Origin of the sequence: Aeromonas sp. RU39B (genome assembly GCF_900156095.1) — a bacterium.
In the GTDB taxonomy this organism is placed as follows: Bacteria; Pseudomonadota; Gammaproteobacteria; order Enterobacterales; family Aeromonadaceae; genus Aeromonas.
In genome coordinates this window covers 251,650-266,223 of sequence record NZ_FTMJ01000003.1, presented here as the reverse complement: position 1 = coordinate 266,223, position 14,574 = coordinate 251,650, and the positions used below count along the sequence as shown (strand labels likewise).

Here is a 14,574-nt window from a genome sequence, read left to right as displayed (position 1 = left end):
AAAAAGTTTGTTCCCTCGTAGTTCAGTCGGTAGAACGGCGGACTGTTAATCCGTATGTCACAGGTTCAAGTCCTGTCGAGGGAGCCATCTAATGAAAAGCCCGCTCAGTTGAGCGGGCTTTTTGCTTTTGTGTATTATCGATGCCCCTTCCTTCACTGCTTGTGCTTCGCCTGGCCTCTGGGTAACTGTTACTTCTGACAGTGTCTTAAGTATGAGCTGGACATCCATACTTTTTACTTAGTAAGAATGAGTTTCAACTGCTGCCTTTTATTCCCTGTCTCTGGGCTCGACGGTCGTTGCGATGTGTGGGGCTTAACATCGGTGTTCTGATGCGGTAGAGGTCACTTTGATGCGCGAAATAGCTATCCATGATGACAATGGGCTCAAACATATCCGGGTTGCGGCAGGTATTGCGTCCAGCGTACTGGATTGGCTGATCCCTCATGTGATTGAGGGGGTGACAACGGAGTCTTTGGATCTGTTATGTCGCCAGAAAATCGCCGCTAATCAGGCTGAGCCCGGTTATCTTGGATATCGCGGGTTTGACAAGGCGATCTACACCTCGGTGAACGATGTGGTCTCCCGTGGTCGGCCAGATAATCGTGAACTTAGGCAGGGGGATGTTCTCAATATCGATTTGGCCGTGGTCAAGGATGGGTGGTTTGGCCACACCAGTCGCATGTTCTCCATCGGTGAGGTGGATCCTGTCAAGGAGCACCTGATCGACTCAGCCTATACCACCTTGCTGGTCGGCATCTCACATATCAAACCGGGTGTTGCGTTTAGCACCATTTCCCATGCTATCGACGATGCCGTCAAGCGACTGGAGTGTCATCTGGCGGTTAAATGTATAGGCCATGGTATTGGTGCCGCCATGTCACCGGCGCCCCCCTTTATCGCCAAGGGGTGGATGACCGGCAACGAGGTCGCGGTGTTTACCGCCATGGGGATGTGCTGGAGTGGCTTTTTGAGCACCCACACCACCATGCTCGATGCCCTCGGCTATCGTCACCTCACCTCCTGCGCCATTGTCGCCCACACGGTCGGCGGCTTGTGCGCCGGTGTGGCCGGTCATCAGCTTTATATGCTGCTGGGCTGAGCAGGGTTCAGACACGGAAACAAAAAGAGGCTCTTCGGAGCCTCTTTGCATTTTCGGCTGTGAGTTACCGTGTCATAAGCCGTTCCGGTCTATATCAGGTCTGTGCGGCCAAGGTATGCCAGTGGAGCACTTCGTTACCGAGATGAGTAGATAGACGAGCCTGCCGACAGGCCATTTCTCCGGTCGTCTGCTCCGGTCTTTGCCGCTGGAGGGCTTGGTTAGGTTGAGAGCCGCCAGTACCGTGTGGCAGTGCAGGTGTGCATGGTAGGCCAGTTCAGTGTTTCCGGTCGGCAGTTCCGGTCTTTTAACGCTGAGTGTATTGGCTATGGTAAGACCGGAGGAGGGCCGGAGAGACGCAACCAGAGGGAATGTCAGGCAAGAGCGAGAGTGGGCGGTAAGCCTGATGTCAAAAGTCACCGAAGCTGAGTTGATCTGATATGTTCAGTGCGGGTCTGGGGGATATCCGGTCTACAGGCAGAGAATGGTGAGATAGCTTATCCCATTTGACTTCGGCGGGATTTAAGAGGAACCTTGTTTGTGCATAAATGCACAGCTTGTGCAATTTTACACAATCTGGAGGGTGTAATGGCTAAAGTCCAAATTCCGAAACTCAAATCTTTACCTGCGTCAGGCGCTAGGCGTTATGAACAGGCACATTTCATATGGATTATATTATCGGGCTGGGTGCTTTTTAATCCAGGAAAAACAATCACCTATGGTGAGTTAGCTAAGCTGCTTGGATATCAACCTCAAGCTGGCATCACTTTGGGAAATGCCTTGGGTATCGTATCTCTCTACTGCCTCTACAACGATCTCCCTCCGCTGAGTTGTATTGTCGTGATTAAAGACACAAATACACCGGGTTGGGAGGACTTGATACCTAAAGGGTCAACGTTGGAGGAGGAGCAGCGCAAGGTGTGGAGTACAAAATGGCATCTATATAGAACGCCATCATCGGGAACTTTAAGAAGGACACGTGAAGAACTGGAGTGGGCTGATTACCTCTAACGTATCTGTGTGCGCTTCAAACACATATTAAATCCATGTTCATCCAGAACATCAGGCCCTGAGCTAACCACTCAGGGCCTTTTTCATATCTACGACCCAAAGGACAGAGCATGTTTATCCACCAAATTTTGCGCAAACAAGTAGCTGCGATCAGCATCAAGCCAATGAGAGACGGCAGTATTGATTTCACGGTAAAGGGCAGCACCAAGGGGGCGATCAAAGGCGCTATCACCGGTGCGGGCGTAGGTGCCAGAGGCGGTATCCCCGGAGCCGTCGCAGGCACCATCATCGGCGGCACTATCGGTTATATCACTGGGCCAGCGGACTAAGGGGGATTTGCCATGGATGAGTTCATTCAAGAAGGGAAATACGCTTCCCACGAGACGCTAAAGGGTTATGCCTACAGCTGGCAAACGCTGAGCTTGTTGATGCAGGAGGTCATTACAAACGGATTGTATGTTCCTGAGTTCCTGCCAGATGAAAATCAGCCTGTGCTGCTGGTCGTGATCAAAGAAGCGACCGTCCTCAAGGCCAAGTCCCTGCACAGCGAAGCGCCTGAAGTATTGATCTCGATAGCATCCCATACCGGCGAGTCAGTCAGGGATGACGACAACGGTTACTACGCTGACTACTGGCGGTTGGCTGCGGGCACTATCAAGCTGATCGACTGCGCAGAAGATGCCGTGTTCTGGCTGCCTCTCCCAGAAGTGGAAGCATGGGAGCCCTATCGCTTCACTGGCTACGGCACACCGTTCTATGCCCTGTCGGCGCCACTCCCGGTATTCCAGCATCTTGCCTTCCTTCCCAAACCTGAACAGGCACAGCCCGACTTGGGCACCACCATCTATCTGAAATCCATTATCTGATTTACCCGAGGATCCCAATATGAACAGCAAGACCAGCAAGCAAGCCGCCAGCCAGCAGACCAATACCCAGCCCGAGAACAAGGCCAGCGATAAACCCGCGCTGCCTGCCAAGGTTATCTTGACCAGTGGTGTCGCAACCTTGCTCTCGCCAGGCTCAACTACCACTGTCGGTTATGAGATTGGCCATGAGTCCGAGCGGGCTGATCTGTTGATCCGTCTGTCCGGTAGTAGTGGCGGGGGCCTCTGTTCCAAGGAGTGGTTCAGCTTGGCACAAGTCATCGATCTGCTTAGCGAACAACAGCCGGACAAGGCGTTTACTTCCGGCCTGTTCAAGGTGATCTGGCACTTCAAAGGCAGCAGTAACAACGCGGGATTCCTGGCCGCCGTACTACGCCATCTGGAATTGACCAAGGCGGTACCGGAAGTGCGTTTCGGCCATCTGATCACGGGTAAACATACCGAGTGGTTTGACAGCCTCAAGGCCAAGCTGCCAGAGGTCAGCACCACCAACTAACCCACATCGTCAGCCCGCTCTATTCCATCACTCGAATCCCCACCTTTCACTTCAAGAGAACCAAACATGAAACCTACCCTCATTATCACGGGCTTGCCTGTGAGGATAAGTCACGACCTGCAAACGCTACTGGAGCAGGCCATCAGCTCGGCGCTGGAGGATTTCCCTGATGAGATCCCGGATGGCACATCACCAGCAGCTCTGACCCTCAACTACCGAGATCCTGACTACAGCGCAACAACCGGAGGCTATCACCCTGTCGAGATCCGTCTTGAACGCTGGGATGACGGCTGGCATCTACGCTACGTCACTGACTTTGCCTATGTTGGCCAAGGCTGGTCCACCGAGTTGGCCAAGGAGTTGGATTTCGATTTCAGCATGGGGGAGTACACCCATTCGATGATGGGAGAGATTTTCCCTACAGAGGTGAATGAGTGGTTTGACGTCTGGCAGCAGAGTTTTTGTTGCTACGTGCAGATGGGCGTTTTCACCCTGACAGTGACGCCAGACTGACGCCCAGACCAGATATCGACCGGAAAGCCGTTGGCCGCGAGTTGGGAAACCATCAGCGGCCAACATCACCACCAACAGATAAATCAGTACCACCAGACCGGCACAGGGATCCGACCTCCCTGTGCTGTTTTTTCTTGGGGCAATGCCAGCCCCCCCGCTCACACTAGTTAACAGGAGTTCCACTATGTCAGATCTCCCATCTCGTTTTCGCTTCACCCAAAAAGCGATTGAGGCGTTGCCACCCAATCCCGCAAATGCAAAATCCACGGAAGCCGAATACAGCGACACCCAGATCTCAGGGCTCAAATGCTTGGTGGGGAAAGGGGAGGGCAACAAGAAGTTCCTAATGCGGTATCTGTGGCATGGCCGCAAGCGGGCTATTGCCATAGGGCGCTTTCCAGACGTAGACCTGAACACGGCCAGAGAGATTGCCACGGAGTATAAACGGCTGCTGTCACAGGGCATCGACCCCAAGCAATTGAAGGAAGACAAGCGGCAAGAGCTCACGTTGCATGAGTTGTTCCAGCTGCATTACCTGCCTTATGCCAAGCACCATAAACGCTCTTGGCAGAACGACGAGCAGCGGTTCCGGGATCACCTGCAACCAGCGCTGGGCTCTCGGCTGTTATCGGAAATCAATTTGGAGCAAGGGCAAGCCTTGCAAACCAGCCTGATGTGCCAGTGCAAGCCAGCCACCAACAACCGGATCACCACCTTACTCAAGGCTATCCTGACATGGAGTGTACGGATGGGATATTTGCAGCAGCATCCATTGGTCTACCTGAAGACACTCCCCGAGAACAACCAGCGAACCCGATTCCTCGATAAGGCTGAGATCCGGCGTTTGTTCATGGCTGCGGATGCGGACGAGAACCGCTATGCAGGGCAGTACGTGAAATTGCTGTTGCTGACGGGGCTGCGCAAAGATGAGTTGAGGCTCGCCAAGTGGGAGCATATCGACAAGGTGCATCAGACGCTGTTCATCCCGCACACCAAGAACGGCAAGAGCCGGATCCTGCATATGAATCATATGGCGATGCAGGTTTTGCAGGATACGCCGGTGATAGCGGGAAACCCCTACCTGTTCCCAGGACAGAAGCAGGGGCAGCCGTTGAACAACGTCACCAAGCCATTCAATAGGATGTTGAAACGTGCACAAGTCGAAGGGCAAGTTTGCATTCACACCTGCCGCCACTCGGTCGCGGCCTTGATCGTCTCAAGTGGAGGAACGCTGTATGACGTACAGGCACAGCTGGGGCATTCCAGCAGCCAATCGAGCCAACGGTATGCCCATCTTCATGCCAGCAGACTGCGACATACCAGCGCTCAGTTAGCTAACTGTGTTGAGCAGGCATTGACGGCACCCAGTGCAGCCAACGCAGTGCCGCTTACCGTGCAACGGGTAGGATAAGCGGAGGAAGGCAGGGAAAATGCCGACGGTTGTGACGAGCTGACGGACAAACTCGGCGCCTCGACGCGATCGTCGGCATTCCATTAACGGACACATTTTCAGATACCAGAGCACCTGCAGTTATACCAACTCTGCTTACCCAAGCTCCCCTCTGTCGTGAAAATCCAAGTCGACACGCCCTGTCGGGCACCTGCGGGACACTTGGATACCTTTGACAACGATGCTTCCTTGGATGGCAGAACACGACACCCTAGCCCAACGCCTTGGCGTGATCCTCACCAAGCTCAATAGCGGGCAACGTCTGGTGATCTCTGAACTGGCCGACGAGTTCAATGTCTCGGCGCGGACGATTCAGCGGGACCTGAATCGTCGATTGGCGTACTTGCCACTGGAGCGTGAAGGACAAACCTATTGGCTCGACCCGAGTTATCTGGGTAGAGCCACGACATCAGCCATCTTGAGATTATGTGAACAGCTCGGAGCTAAAGCGTTATTCCCAGATGATCACGACACCCTGATAAAGCTCTGGCTCAACCCAACGTCGTCGCCTGTGTTCGTGCTAACGGGTTTTCAACTCGATGAGGACGATGGGCACCGCCAATGGCTAAAACCACTCGCCAAGGCGATAAGCCAACAGCGAATTATTCGTCTGTCATGGTGTGGTGAGCCAGCAGAGCAAGAGGTTGAGCCGTATATTCTGGTCAATAAACGAGGTCGTTGGCTCTTGGCGGGGGCGAGGGCAGGTACGCCATTTATCGAACCCCTGTCGAAGATCGCCAGCCTCCAGCAAATGGATTCACCAGCCATCATCGATGAGGCGCTGCAACGGCAGCTTAATAGCTTGATCGAGCAAGAGGCGCCGCCTACGCATGAGGTCGTGATCAAGGCAGCCTCACCCATTGCGCATGAATTCAAGCTCCGAAACATCCTACCCGAGCAGGCACTGATCAGAGAGCTGGAGGATGGCAGCATCTTGCTGGCAAGCAGGGTATTCGACGGCGCCCAGCTGCTGCCCGTTATCAAAACGTATCTTCCACACCTTGAAGTGATCAGCCCTGCGGGCCTCCAAGCGTTGGTCAAGCGCGATCTCAAAGCCTTGCTCAACAGGATGTGAGTCCCATTTTCACACTACTTATTTTATCTCCCGACACCACTTGTCGGGGCCCATCACCATTATCTGCATCTCAATCAACAAGGAGTGAAACTATGGGATCTCCCACGATAACGACGATATCCGACCTCGTTTTACGCAGTCATGACGATTATGAGGCTGTCTTTGAACATGTTGCCGCGCATTTGCAAGCAGAGGGCGGCACCATCAAGAGTGCTGACCGAGCTAAGGGTGTGCTGGAGGCATCCTGGAAGTACGGTATCAATCCATTCGGGTTGCGCGTGACCGTGCATTTCAGCTCGCCGGAAGAAGGGATTGTTGAGCTATCGCTGACAGGCTCCTTCGTTGATGCGATCGACACATGGGGCACAGCCAAGAAGAAGGCCAAAGCGATCGCTGAGGTGCTTCCCTCACCTATCGATGTAGCCGCGTGGCCTATCCGTGAGCAGGCGTCGGTTCCTGCTTCCACTCAATTAGCGCCAGCGGGAGGCTCGGTTCAGCATAGAGGCAAGCGGAAGGTCTTAATGGCGCTGCTGGTTTTCTTCGGCGGCGGGTTTGGTCTTCACAAGTTCTACACTGGTAACTGGGGCTGGGGCCTGATCTATCTGGCGGCCTGCACAACGGGGATCCCTGTTTTACTGTCACTTATTGAGTTCATCAAGGTGCTTTGTCTGTCCCAGGAAGAGTTCGATAAACGCTACAACTATCAAGCAGTAAGGGCATTCCAATGGGTATGGTGATGATGAAGAAAATTGCTTTGGCAGCCAGCGTTTCACTGCTGATGGCCTCTACAGCTCAAGCCGGATTGCTCAGTAAATGGGACGAACTGACCGTGAAAGGGGGAGAACTGGAAAGCTGTCCAGGAGTGACCTTGGAACAGCAGGCCGATAGCTTCTTCAAAGATCCCGAGTGGTCAGCAGGTAAAGCCACTGATGGGCGCAAACTGGTCAACGTGAGCGGTACATTCATCTATGGGGATAGACCTGTCCGGGGCCTGCTCCAGATGTGGGTTCAAGGTGAAGAGTTCAGCGTGGAAGCATTGGAGATAAACGGCCAGCCACAGCCGGATGTCATGATAGATGCCCTGCTGGAAAAGATGTGTGAGGCAGCGCAGAGTCAACAACCCAAAGGGGTGACCGAGAAGACCCAAGCCCGCGCAGATTTACCATTTGTAGGGAAACGGCGTTTCAACTTCTCGGGCGGTAGCGGTACAGCTGAGTTCATCACGATCCAGAGCAACGGGCATACTGTTGTGGAGAGTTGCGGCTCGGAATGCAGCATTGATTTTGAAGGGCCATTCACTAACCCGCTCAAGACGCAGTACGGGGTCTATCGAGTCGAGGCCAAGCGGATTTTCGAGCTCGATGAGAAGGGCCAGGGCAAGACCTGCCAGAAGGAGCCGAGAGACCCAAGAGATACAAAGTGCGGTGTAGAGCTGTATGTGGCTCAGTAAGAAGATCAGGCGGGAGCAATCCCGCCTTACTTTTTTCTGACGGCATAGGGCTGCAGTTACGTGGGATGCGCGGCACCAATGCGCATGAAACAGCGTCTCTAGCATGGGGTAACGACCTGAGGCCCGCCGCACCGCCAGACGATGACAAGGGTTAGACAGAAAATATGGGCTCTGTAGGCCAAACATATTTATAACAAGCAGCCCGGAGGGAGTGTCCCCCACTCTAGCCAACAAGACAAGCTCGACTCAGAGACGCCGAGGAAAAACCAAGTAAGAGACCAAGACAGCCTAGCCACCAGAGAAGCCAGCGGACAACGCTCATAGAGAAAGCTGGATAGAAGAAGTTTCTCATTCCATCTGCTCCACATTTTCCACCCTGCAGCCGGATCAGGGGGGGCAGAGCCCCAGATGAGGGCGGGTGGGGCTCACCCTCATCCCCAACGGGCATAATACACCACCCCACGGGCCCATACCCCGCATGGTCTCCCGAAATTCACATCGGCGCGTTTTCGGATTTTCGCGCAATTTAGCCGCCATTTTTCAGCACCGTTCGTAACCTTGCGCATCTCGGGTGGGTCAAGGAAATCATCAGCAGAGGGATTGCGAGTTGCACTCATTACTTGAATTTTCGCAGCGGCGGACGGCTGCCTTTATCAGTGCCAACACGGCCATGGGCATCGTTATTAGAGCGGTGAAGATGGGAGGCTAGTCAGGGGGCAATTTGTCGGCGCAAATTTAGGAATACGCGCAAGGTGAAAACTCAGAAAGCCAAGCATATCAAGGGATGGTAGAGCGGGGTAATAACGTCGTTGGGGATGGAGAGCGGATCACACGCCCATCGAAGCGCTCTCCATCCCCTGCCATGTTGCCCATGCGGTTATCTGGAGTGTTTGCTCGCCGATTGGACATCAGTTGATGCCACAGTGAGTGTCAAGATGGTTATCTGAGGTTTGAACATCCCGCTCGCGCATCCTCCAAGATCCATCAGTCGCTCATGATAGGGACGGTGCGGTGGATCTGCACCATCCCCAGCAGCATTACTACACCATGGCAGCAGTTCTTATCAGGCGCGGCTTCCCCAGTTTGAGTAGTGCGCGTGGGGTTGGAGTTTGCGCTGGAATTTTGCCCGTGAAGTGATACCTGGGTGATCCAGACCCCGTCCTTATTAGTTTCCTTTCATTATTCATGCTATGCGGTTGCCGACATTGAGGCCGAGTGCCAAATGTGGGGGGACTCTCAGGGTTGGGGGGGGGACCTATATATAAGTAGGGGGGGCCTATCCCCAGATTGCCGTTCATACCGGGCATTTTCATCCTTCAGTTTGTTAACTGCGGCCCAATGGTCCTGTTTCGTGTTGCCGAAGTTTTCCAGTGGATTTAGCAGATAAAAACTTAATGCCCCCGATTTGCCAACAAATCTATAAGGAGCACTTTGCACCCAAGCGCGGAACGCGACTTACTCCTTAATTCATCTTGGACAGCCTCATAGAGCCGCAGTCTGAAATTCAAACATGTTGGAGAGATTCGTATGAGCAACAAAAAATACCACAAATTCGCCACTGGAGACGTAGTTCTGCTAGCCCTTATCGGCTCATGTGCTCACTACCCCGATCACGGGGTGATGCTCTTGAACACTAAGGGTGAAAAGCTTGTTTGGTTACAAGAACCGGACAATGACGCTGCGAAGCATATGCGAGATGAGGTAGTCGCGAAGCTACTCGCCTAGTAGCTGATCAGTATCACTGGGCCGTATCCCCGTTTAAGGGATACGGCCTTTTTTTTTGCTCATAAATGGAGGACTCGTAATGGAGCTCGAACCTGATTTGTCATTTTTAACTGGACCTTCCTTCGACTATCCAAGCGAGCGTGGGGAGCCCTTCCCCATGCTATCTGTGCTAGATATCAGTGAGCTAATAGCCCCACCAGCACTTGATGATTTCTTCAATAAAACACCCCGTCGTCACCTAGATATACCCCTAGAACCTTTGGGTTTCGCTGATGGTGAGGACCTTTGGATAGGTATTGATGCCGAATGGGTACTGGAGAATGGACGTAATGTACTGCTTTCTTACCAAGCCTTTGTGATCACCCATCTTGGCGAGACGCTTGGCAGAGTTTATTACCCTGATAGGGGCAAGCGCCTCTCCTTTGAAAAGTTCATTGCGCGAGTAGTTGAGGATTGCCGTGCTGCTGGCTTGATCAAAAAGTGGCCTCGCACGGTAGTCGTTGTTGCTCACTTCCTGCGTGCCGACCTAAGTACGTTCAAAGACTTCTGGCACATGAAGACTCGCTTGGATGGTCAGGGTGGGAGCGTAGTCGGACAAATTATTACCGATAGCGGTTATGGCATCGACGAAACTGCTGAACGTAAGCGCCGTGCGCCGCTAAAGCCCATCACTCTGCTCGATCGCAATCGTAAGTCCCAGAAATCGATCATTCAATTTGTTGACACATTGTTTCTATCACCTAACAAATCGCCGCTGTCAGCGCTGGGCGCAATGCTCGGTTTGTCCAAGGTAGAAATCCCTGATGGCTACAGTATTGAGCGCATGGATGAGCTGTTGGCTGGTAACAAAGAGGCGTTTGAACAGTATGCTCAGCGGGATGCTGAGATTGCTTTGAAATATGCCCAGAAAGTACGCGATTTTCTCAGTGGGCAGTTCGGTTTGCCGAAGCTTCCTAGGTCTTTGGGGGCTGTCGGCGTTTCTGTATTTCGGCGACAACTCGAAGGCGCCAATATCGACTACATGACAGCCTTCGGGCTTGAGAACGCCAAGTTGGAGCGGTGGAATGCCGGTACAGGTAAAGTCACGACCAAGAGTGTGACACGGCCTTCTCCTGCTCGTGGTCTATATGAAGATCTTGCCATCCGTTGCTACCACGGGGGCAGGAATGAGTCATTCATGATGGGACCTACCCCGATAGGGGATTGGTATGACTGGGACTTAAAAGGTGCTTACACCACGGGGCTCTGTGACCTGTTAGTGCCTGACTACGCCAACATGTATACGAGCTCTGACCCGCAAGATTTTATCGGCCACGTCATGGGCTTTGCCTATGTCGAGTTCGCTTTCCCAATGGGCACTCGCTTCCCTTGTTTACCTGTCAGATCTGAGCAATATGGACTGCGCTTTCCTCTCACGGGCTTGGCATTTGTCACCGCGCCAGAAATCGAGTTGGCTCTCTCCATGGGGGCCACAATCGATATCAAACACGGAGTCATTGTGCCATGGGTTACAGGGAGTCAGCCCTTGTTTGAGGATTTCACGCGGCTGATCCAGCAGTTACGACGGAAATATCTCAAAAAGAGCCTCGAAGAAATAATGATCAAAGAAATCGGTAACTCGCTCTACGGGAAGCTGGCCCAGGGGCTTAGCAATAAGACAGCGTTCGATACTACTACCGGTTTGGGCAAGAAGATTGGGCCCTCGGCTGTGACCAATCCATACATGGCGGCTCATACAACGGGCCTGATCCGTGCAGTGTGCGGTGAGCTTCTTCACCGGATCCCCTCACATCGCACGGTGGTATCGGTCACTACCGATGGTTTCCTCACTGATGCCCTGTTGGAGGAGCTTGATCAGTCTGGGCCTCTGTGTCGTCGTTATCAGGCACTGTGTCAGCGGTTGCATGGTGATGAGAGTGGTGAATCCGTGCCGATGCTGGAACTGAAACATCATGCCAAGCAGATTGTCTCGATCAAGACACGGGGGCAGTGTACCGCTGTCATTGGTGATACTCCCCCTGTGCTAGCTAAAGCTGGCGTTAAGTGTGCGGGAACGACGGAGGAGCAGAACGCATGGATCCTGAGGCTCTACCTTGAACGTGAGCCGGGACAGAAGATCGACGCCAGTCACCTGATCTCGCTTCGGGAGCAGTGGCTAACGGAAAGCGACCTAATCGAAATAAAGAAGCAGAGCAGGCTGTCCTACGAGTTCGACCAGAAAAGGCAGTTGGTTAATCCCCAGATAGTAGAAGTGGCCGGTGGGTCGCATATTGCTTGCGATACAGTGCCTTGGGACGATGCTGGCATGGCTGATCATTGCCGTGCCCGTTTCGAGGGTTGGCGAGAGGGCAACTGCCTCAAGACCTTCGAGGACTGGGCTAGTTGGGAGGATTACTACGAATCTGCGCTGGCTCTGCAAGGTTCCAAGATGCGGGCTCGCGAGGATGGCTCGCTGGGCATCTTGACCCGCATTCTGACCCGCTCACTGGTGCAGAAGGCTTGGTTCGACCACACGATGACTTACGGCGAGATTTCGGCGTTGCTGACGTCGGTGGGTCTGCCTGTGACGGTAGACACCTGCAAGAACAGCAAGCGGGCCGCACTGCCGGTGAATGTCGTGCCTGTTACTGGCGAGGTACTGCGGGTGCTAGCACTGCTGCTACGTCAGCTCCCTGGCTACCCTCTTGAGCCTCTGTTTAAGCCCGAGCGGTTGGCTGAGGTTAAAAGTCGTTTGAATACTATGGAGATGTCGCATGAATGAACACCTGTATGGCCGCCAAATTCTTGCGGAGGCCCATTCTCTTAGCTCTGTCATGAAGGCTCGTAAACCCAAGTACGGGAGTCGCGAGCTCCCCTACTTGATAAAACAGTATATGCCTAGCTTGGCTCAAACACCCCAGTTCGAGCGTCAACTATTGTCCCTGATTGCGCAGACTCCTGACTGGGGGCGTAATCAGTTTCTCGACAGGGTTTTTGAGTTGATTGGGCGGCATTTTGGGGTTGCTGTGCCAGATAGGCTAAGAGCTGCGCCAAGGGGGTCCCGACTGGATGCACTTGCCGATGCAGTTGAAGATCGAAAGCAGCAGATAGAGGCTGATAACGAGGATTTTCGGTTGGAGACGATGGCTGATGAGCAACGGCCCTGGGATGATTAATTAATTGGTGTCATATGACAACGCTGCAGCCCATGGCTGCGGCGTTTTTTTTCTAGCGAGTCAGTTTGCAGTAACTGTTCACCGGGACTTGGTTGACGGATGAAACGCGGTGTGCTCAAGGAGCTTTTCCCAACAGAATATTCTATTGGGATGCTTTAGAATCCCAAATGCCAGCTGTTTCAGCTAAGGGAGGCATGAGCGCCTCATTGTCAATGATGCTCTCGGTGAACGGTTACAGTTTGCAAGCTACCTGATTTTTACGCACTTTCAGATAAATGTGCCGTATCACCATCAAGAATGGTTATGTATATCAATGTGTTATGGTTCGGTGTGCTAGGCCCGTTGGGGCAGGAATGCGAGACTCCCATTACCCGAGAGCGCATTCCTTCCCTAGCTTGTGCTTTCCTTTTGCCTTTTCGGCTACTTCCTGTGGTGTTAAACGATGCTGCGAATGCTGGCTTTGCTATTGTGACAGATTTCTTTTGGCAACCTTCTTGGGGATTGGTTTAAGCTGGACCGGTTAGCTCAAGGTGGGGCTGGATGGGTTGGCTCCATCATCCCTGACGTTGAAAGCTGTGAATTCTCTTGCCTTTGATTTATATTGCTTTTTTAAGAGCGCTATAAACCGATGTACCTATTGCTTCGGCGAGTTTTACAGGCACCGCATTACCAATTTGACGCATTGCTTCTCCCCATGCACCATGAAAGATAAAGTCATCTGGGAATGTTTGAATCCTTGCTGCCTCTCTGACAGTGAAGTATCTAACAGATTGATCTTCGTAACGAATCATATTTTCTCCTCCGGGAACCCCGTGGGCTCCAGCTTTTATGGTTTTGGAGGGTTCATCAATATCGCTACCTGTATGACCCGCATAAATGCGAGCTCCATCTTTAAATATGTGGCCCGAAAATGCATTGCTCGGATCTTCAGTGACGTATGGTTTGGGTAGATCACCTATAGCATCACGTACCGTAATCCACGGTTTTATAGGAAAATCAGAAATATCAAATTGTGGATTTTTTACATCACATTCTATATTGTGCTTTTGCCAATATGTACCGTTGCATTTATTAATGGAAAGCGCGTCTTTTGAATGGGTTTTCGATGGAAAATCCCATGAGATATTTAAGTCAGCTCTAAAGCCAACGATAAAAACTCGTTCTCTTTTTTGAGGGACACCATAGTCCGCTGCATTTAATAATTTATATTTGACAATATACTCCTCTGAGTGAGGATTGCGTTCTATAAATTGATGCAATGCTAACGCGTGGTCTTCCCATGTTTCAAAGTTTTCTCTTGGAATAGATGGGTATGTTAATTTTTTAATTATATAGTCGAAGTAGCTGGCAAAGCTCCCCCTTAAAAGTCCTTTCACATTTTCAAAGATAAAGGCCTTTGGCTTTAGCTCTCGAATGGCTCTTGCTGCCTCTGGAAACATATCCCGAGAATCTTCGTGGGCCTTATGCTTTCCTCCCAATGAAAATGGCTGGCATGGGGGGCCCCCCGAAACGAGGTCAATGACGTCAGTGATATCGCTGTAATTAAAGTTGCTAATGTCTCCATGATATTTTATCTTGCATCGTTGCCCTATTGAATTTGATATAATAGTTTTAAAGGCATCCTTATCCTTTTCCACAACAGCTAAAGGTTCAAACCCAGCAAAGTGTAGACCTGTCGCCAGACCTCCACAGCCAGAAAATAATTCAACGCTCTTCATT

The 14,574-nt window shown here is 52.2% G+C and carries 13 protein-coding genes and 1 tRNA gene; 13 read left to right on the top strand and 1 reads right to left on the bottom strand.

The genetic code is table 11. The features are described 5' to 3' along the window. The first annotated feature begins 11 nt into the window (after positions 1-11). From BW958_RS06530 to BW958_RS06465, 13 genes are all read left to right on the top strand, one after another. A tRNA-Asn gene (locus tag BW958_RS06530) sits at positions 12-87 on the top strand. Between the two features lie 262 nt (positions 88-349). Further along, positions 350-1,099, top strand: a complete 750-nt coding sequence (locus BW958_RS06525; RefSeq protein WP_076574932.1) for a M24 family metallopeptidase — start codon at positions 350-352, stop codon at positions 1,097-1,099. A gap of 585 nt (positions 1,100-1,684) precedes the next feature. Continuing rightward, the gene (locus BW958_RS06520) at positions 1,685-2,107 is read left to right on the top strand and encodes an MGMT family protein (RefSeq protein WP_076574931.1); all 423 of its coding nucleotides are present in this window, start codon (positions 1,685-1,687) and stop codon (positions 2,105-2,107) included. Positions 2,108-2,217: 110 nt separating this feature from the next. Then, positions 2,218-2,436 carry a hypothetical protein gene (locus BW958_RS06515; RefSeq protein WP_076574930.1) on the top strand — a complete coding sequence of 73 codons (219 nt, stop codon included), beginning with the start codon at positions 2,218-2,220 and terminating at the stop codon, positions 2,434-2,436. Positions 2,437-2,448: 12 nt separating this feature from the next. After that, the gene (locus BW958_RS06510; protein WP_076574929.1) at positions 2,449-2,973 is read left to right on the top strand and encodes a hypothetical protein; all 525 of its coding nucleotides are present in this window, start codon (positions 2,449-2,451) and stop codon (positions 2,971-2,973) included. Positions 2,974-2,992: 19 nt separating this feature from the next. Beyond that, positions 2,993-3,487: a hypothetical protein gene (locus tag BW958_RS06505; protein WP_076574928.1), complete on the top strand. Its 495-nt coding sequence runs from the start codon at positions 2,993-2,995 to the stop codon at positions 3,485-3,487. A 66-nt stretch (positions 3,488-3,553) separates the two neighbouring features. Next, positions 3,554-4,000 carry a DUF2787 family protein gene (locus BW958_RS06500; RefSeq protein WP_076574927.1) on the top strand — a complete coding sequence of 149 codons (447 nt, stop codon included), beginning with the start codon at positions 3,554-3,556 and terminating at the stop codon, positions 3,998-4,000. Positions 4,001-4,184: 184 nt separating this feature from the next. After that, the gene (locus tag BW958_RS06495; RefSeq protein ID WP_076574926.1) at positions 4,185-5,411 is read left to right on the top strand and encodes a tyrosine-type recombinase/integrase; all 1,227 of its coding nucleotides are present in this window, start codon (positions 4,185-4,187) and stop codon (positions 5,409-5,411) included. A gap of 232 nt (positions 5,412-5,643) precedes the next feature. Further along, positions 5,644-6,525 carry a helix-turn-helix transcriptional regulator gene (locus BW958_RS06490; RefSeq protein WP_076574925.1) on the top strand — a complete coding sequence of 294 codons (882 nt, stop codon included), beginning with the start codon at positions 5,644-5,646 and terminating at the stop codon, positions 6,523-6,525. A 92-nt stretch (positions 6,526-6,617) separates the two neighbouring features. Continuing rightward, entirely contained in the window at positions 6,618-7,262 is a 645-nt protein-coding gene (locus BW958_RS20165; RefSeq protein ID WP_083687252.1) for a TM2 domain-containing protein, read from the top strand. Further along, complete coding sequence (locus BW958_RS06480) at positions 7,262-7,975, top strand: hypothetical protein (protein WP_143233031.1); 714 nt, start codon at positions 7,262-7,264, stop codon at positions 7,973-7,975. Before BW958_RS20165 ends, BW958_RS06480 begins: the two co-directional genes overlap by 1 nt. 1,804 nt (positions 7,976-9,779) lie before the next feature. Next, a complete protein-coding gene (locus BW958_RS06470) occupies positions 9,780-12,461 on the top strand; it encodes a DNA polymerase type-B family protein (RefSeq protein WP_076574923.1) in 2,682 nt (893 codons plus the stop codon). Continuing rightward, on the top strand, positions 12,454-12,855 hold the full coding sequence (locus BW958_RS06465) for a hypothetical protein (RefSeq protein ID WP_076574922.1): 402 nt from the start codon (positions 12,454-12,456) through the stop codon (positions 12,853-12,855). The genes BW958_RS06470 and BW958_RS06465 overlap by 8 nt, the downstream gene beginning before the upstream one ends. Before the next feature lie 596 nt (positions 12,856-13,451). On the opposite strand, the gene BW958_RS06460 is transcribed toward BW958_RS06465, so the two are convergent. Beyond that, positions 13,452-14,573: a DNA cytosine methyltransferase gene (locus tag BW958_RS06460; protein ID WP_076574921.1), complete on the bottom strand. Its 1,122-nt coding sequence runs from the start codon at positions 14,571-14,573 to the stop codon at positions 13,452-13,454. Position 14,574 lies beyond the last annotated feature (1 nt).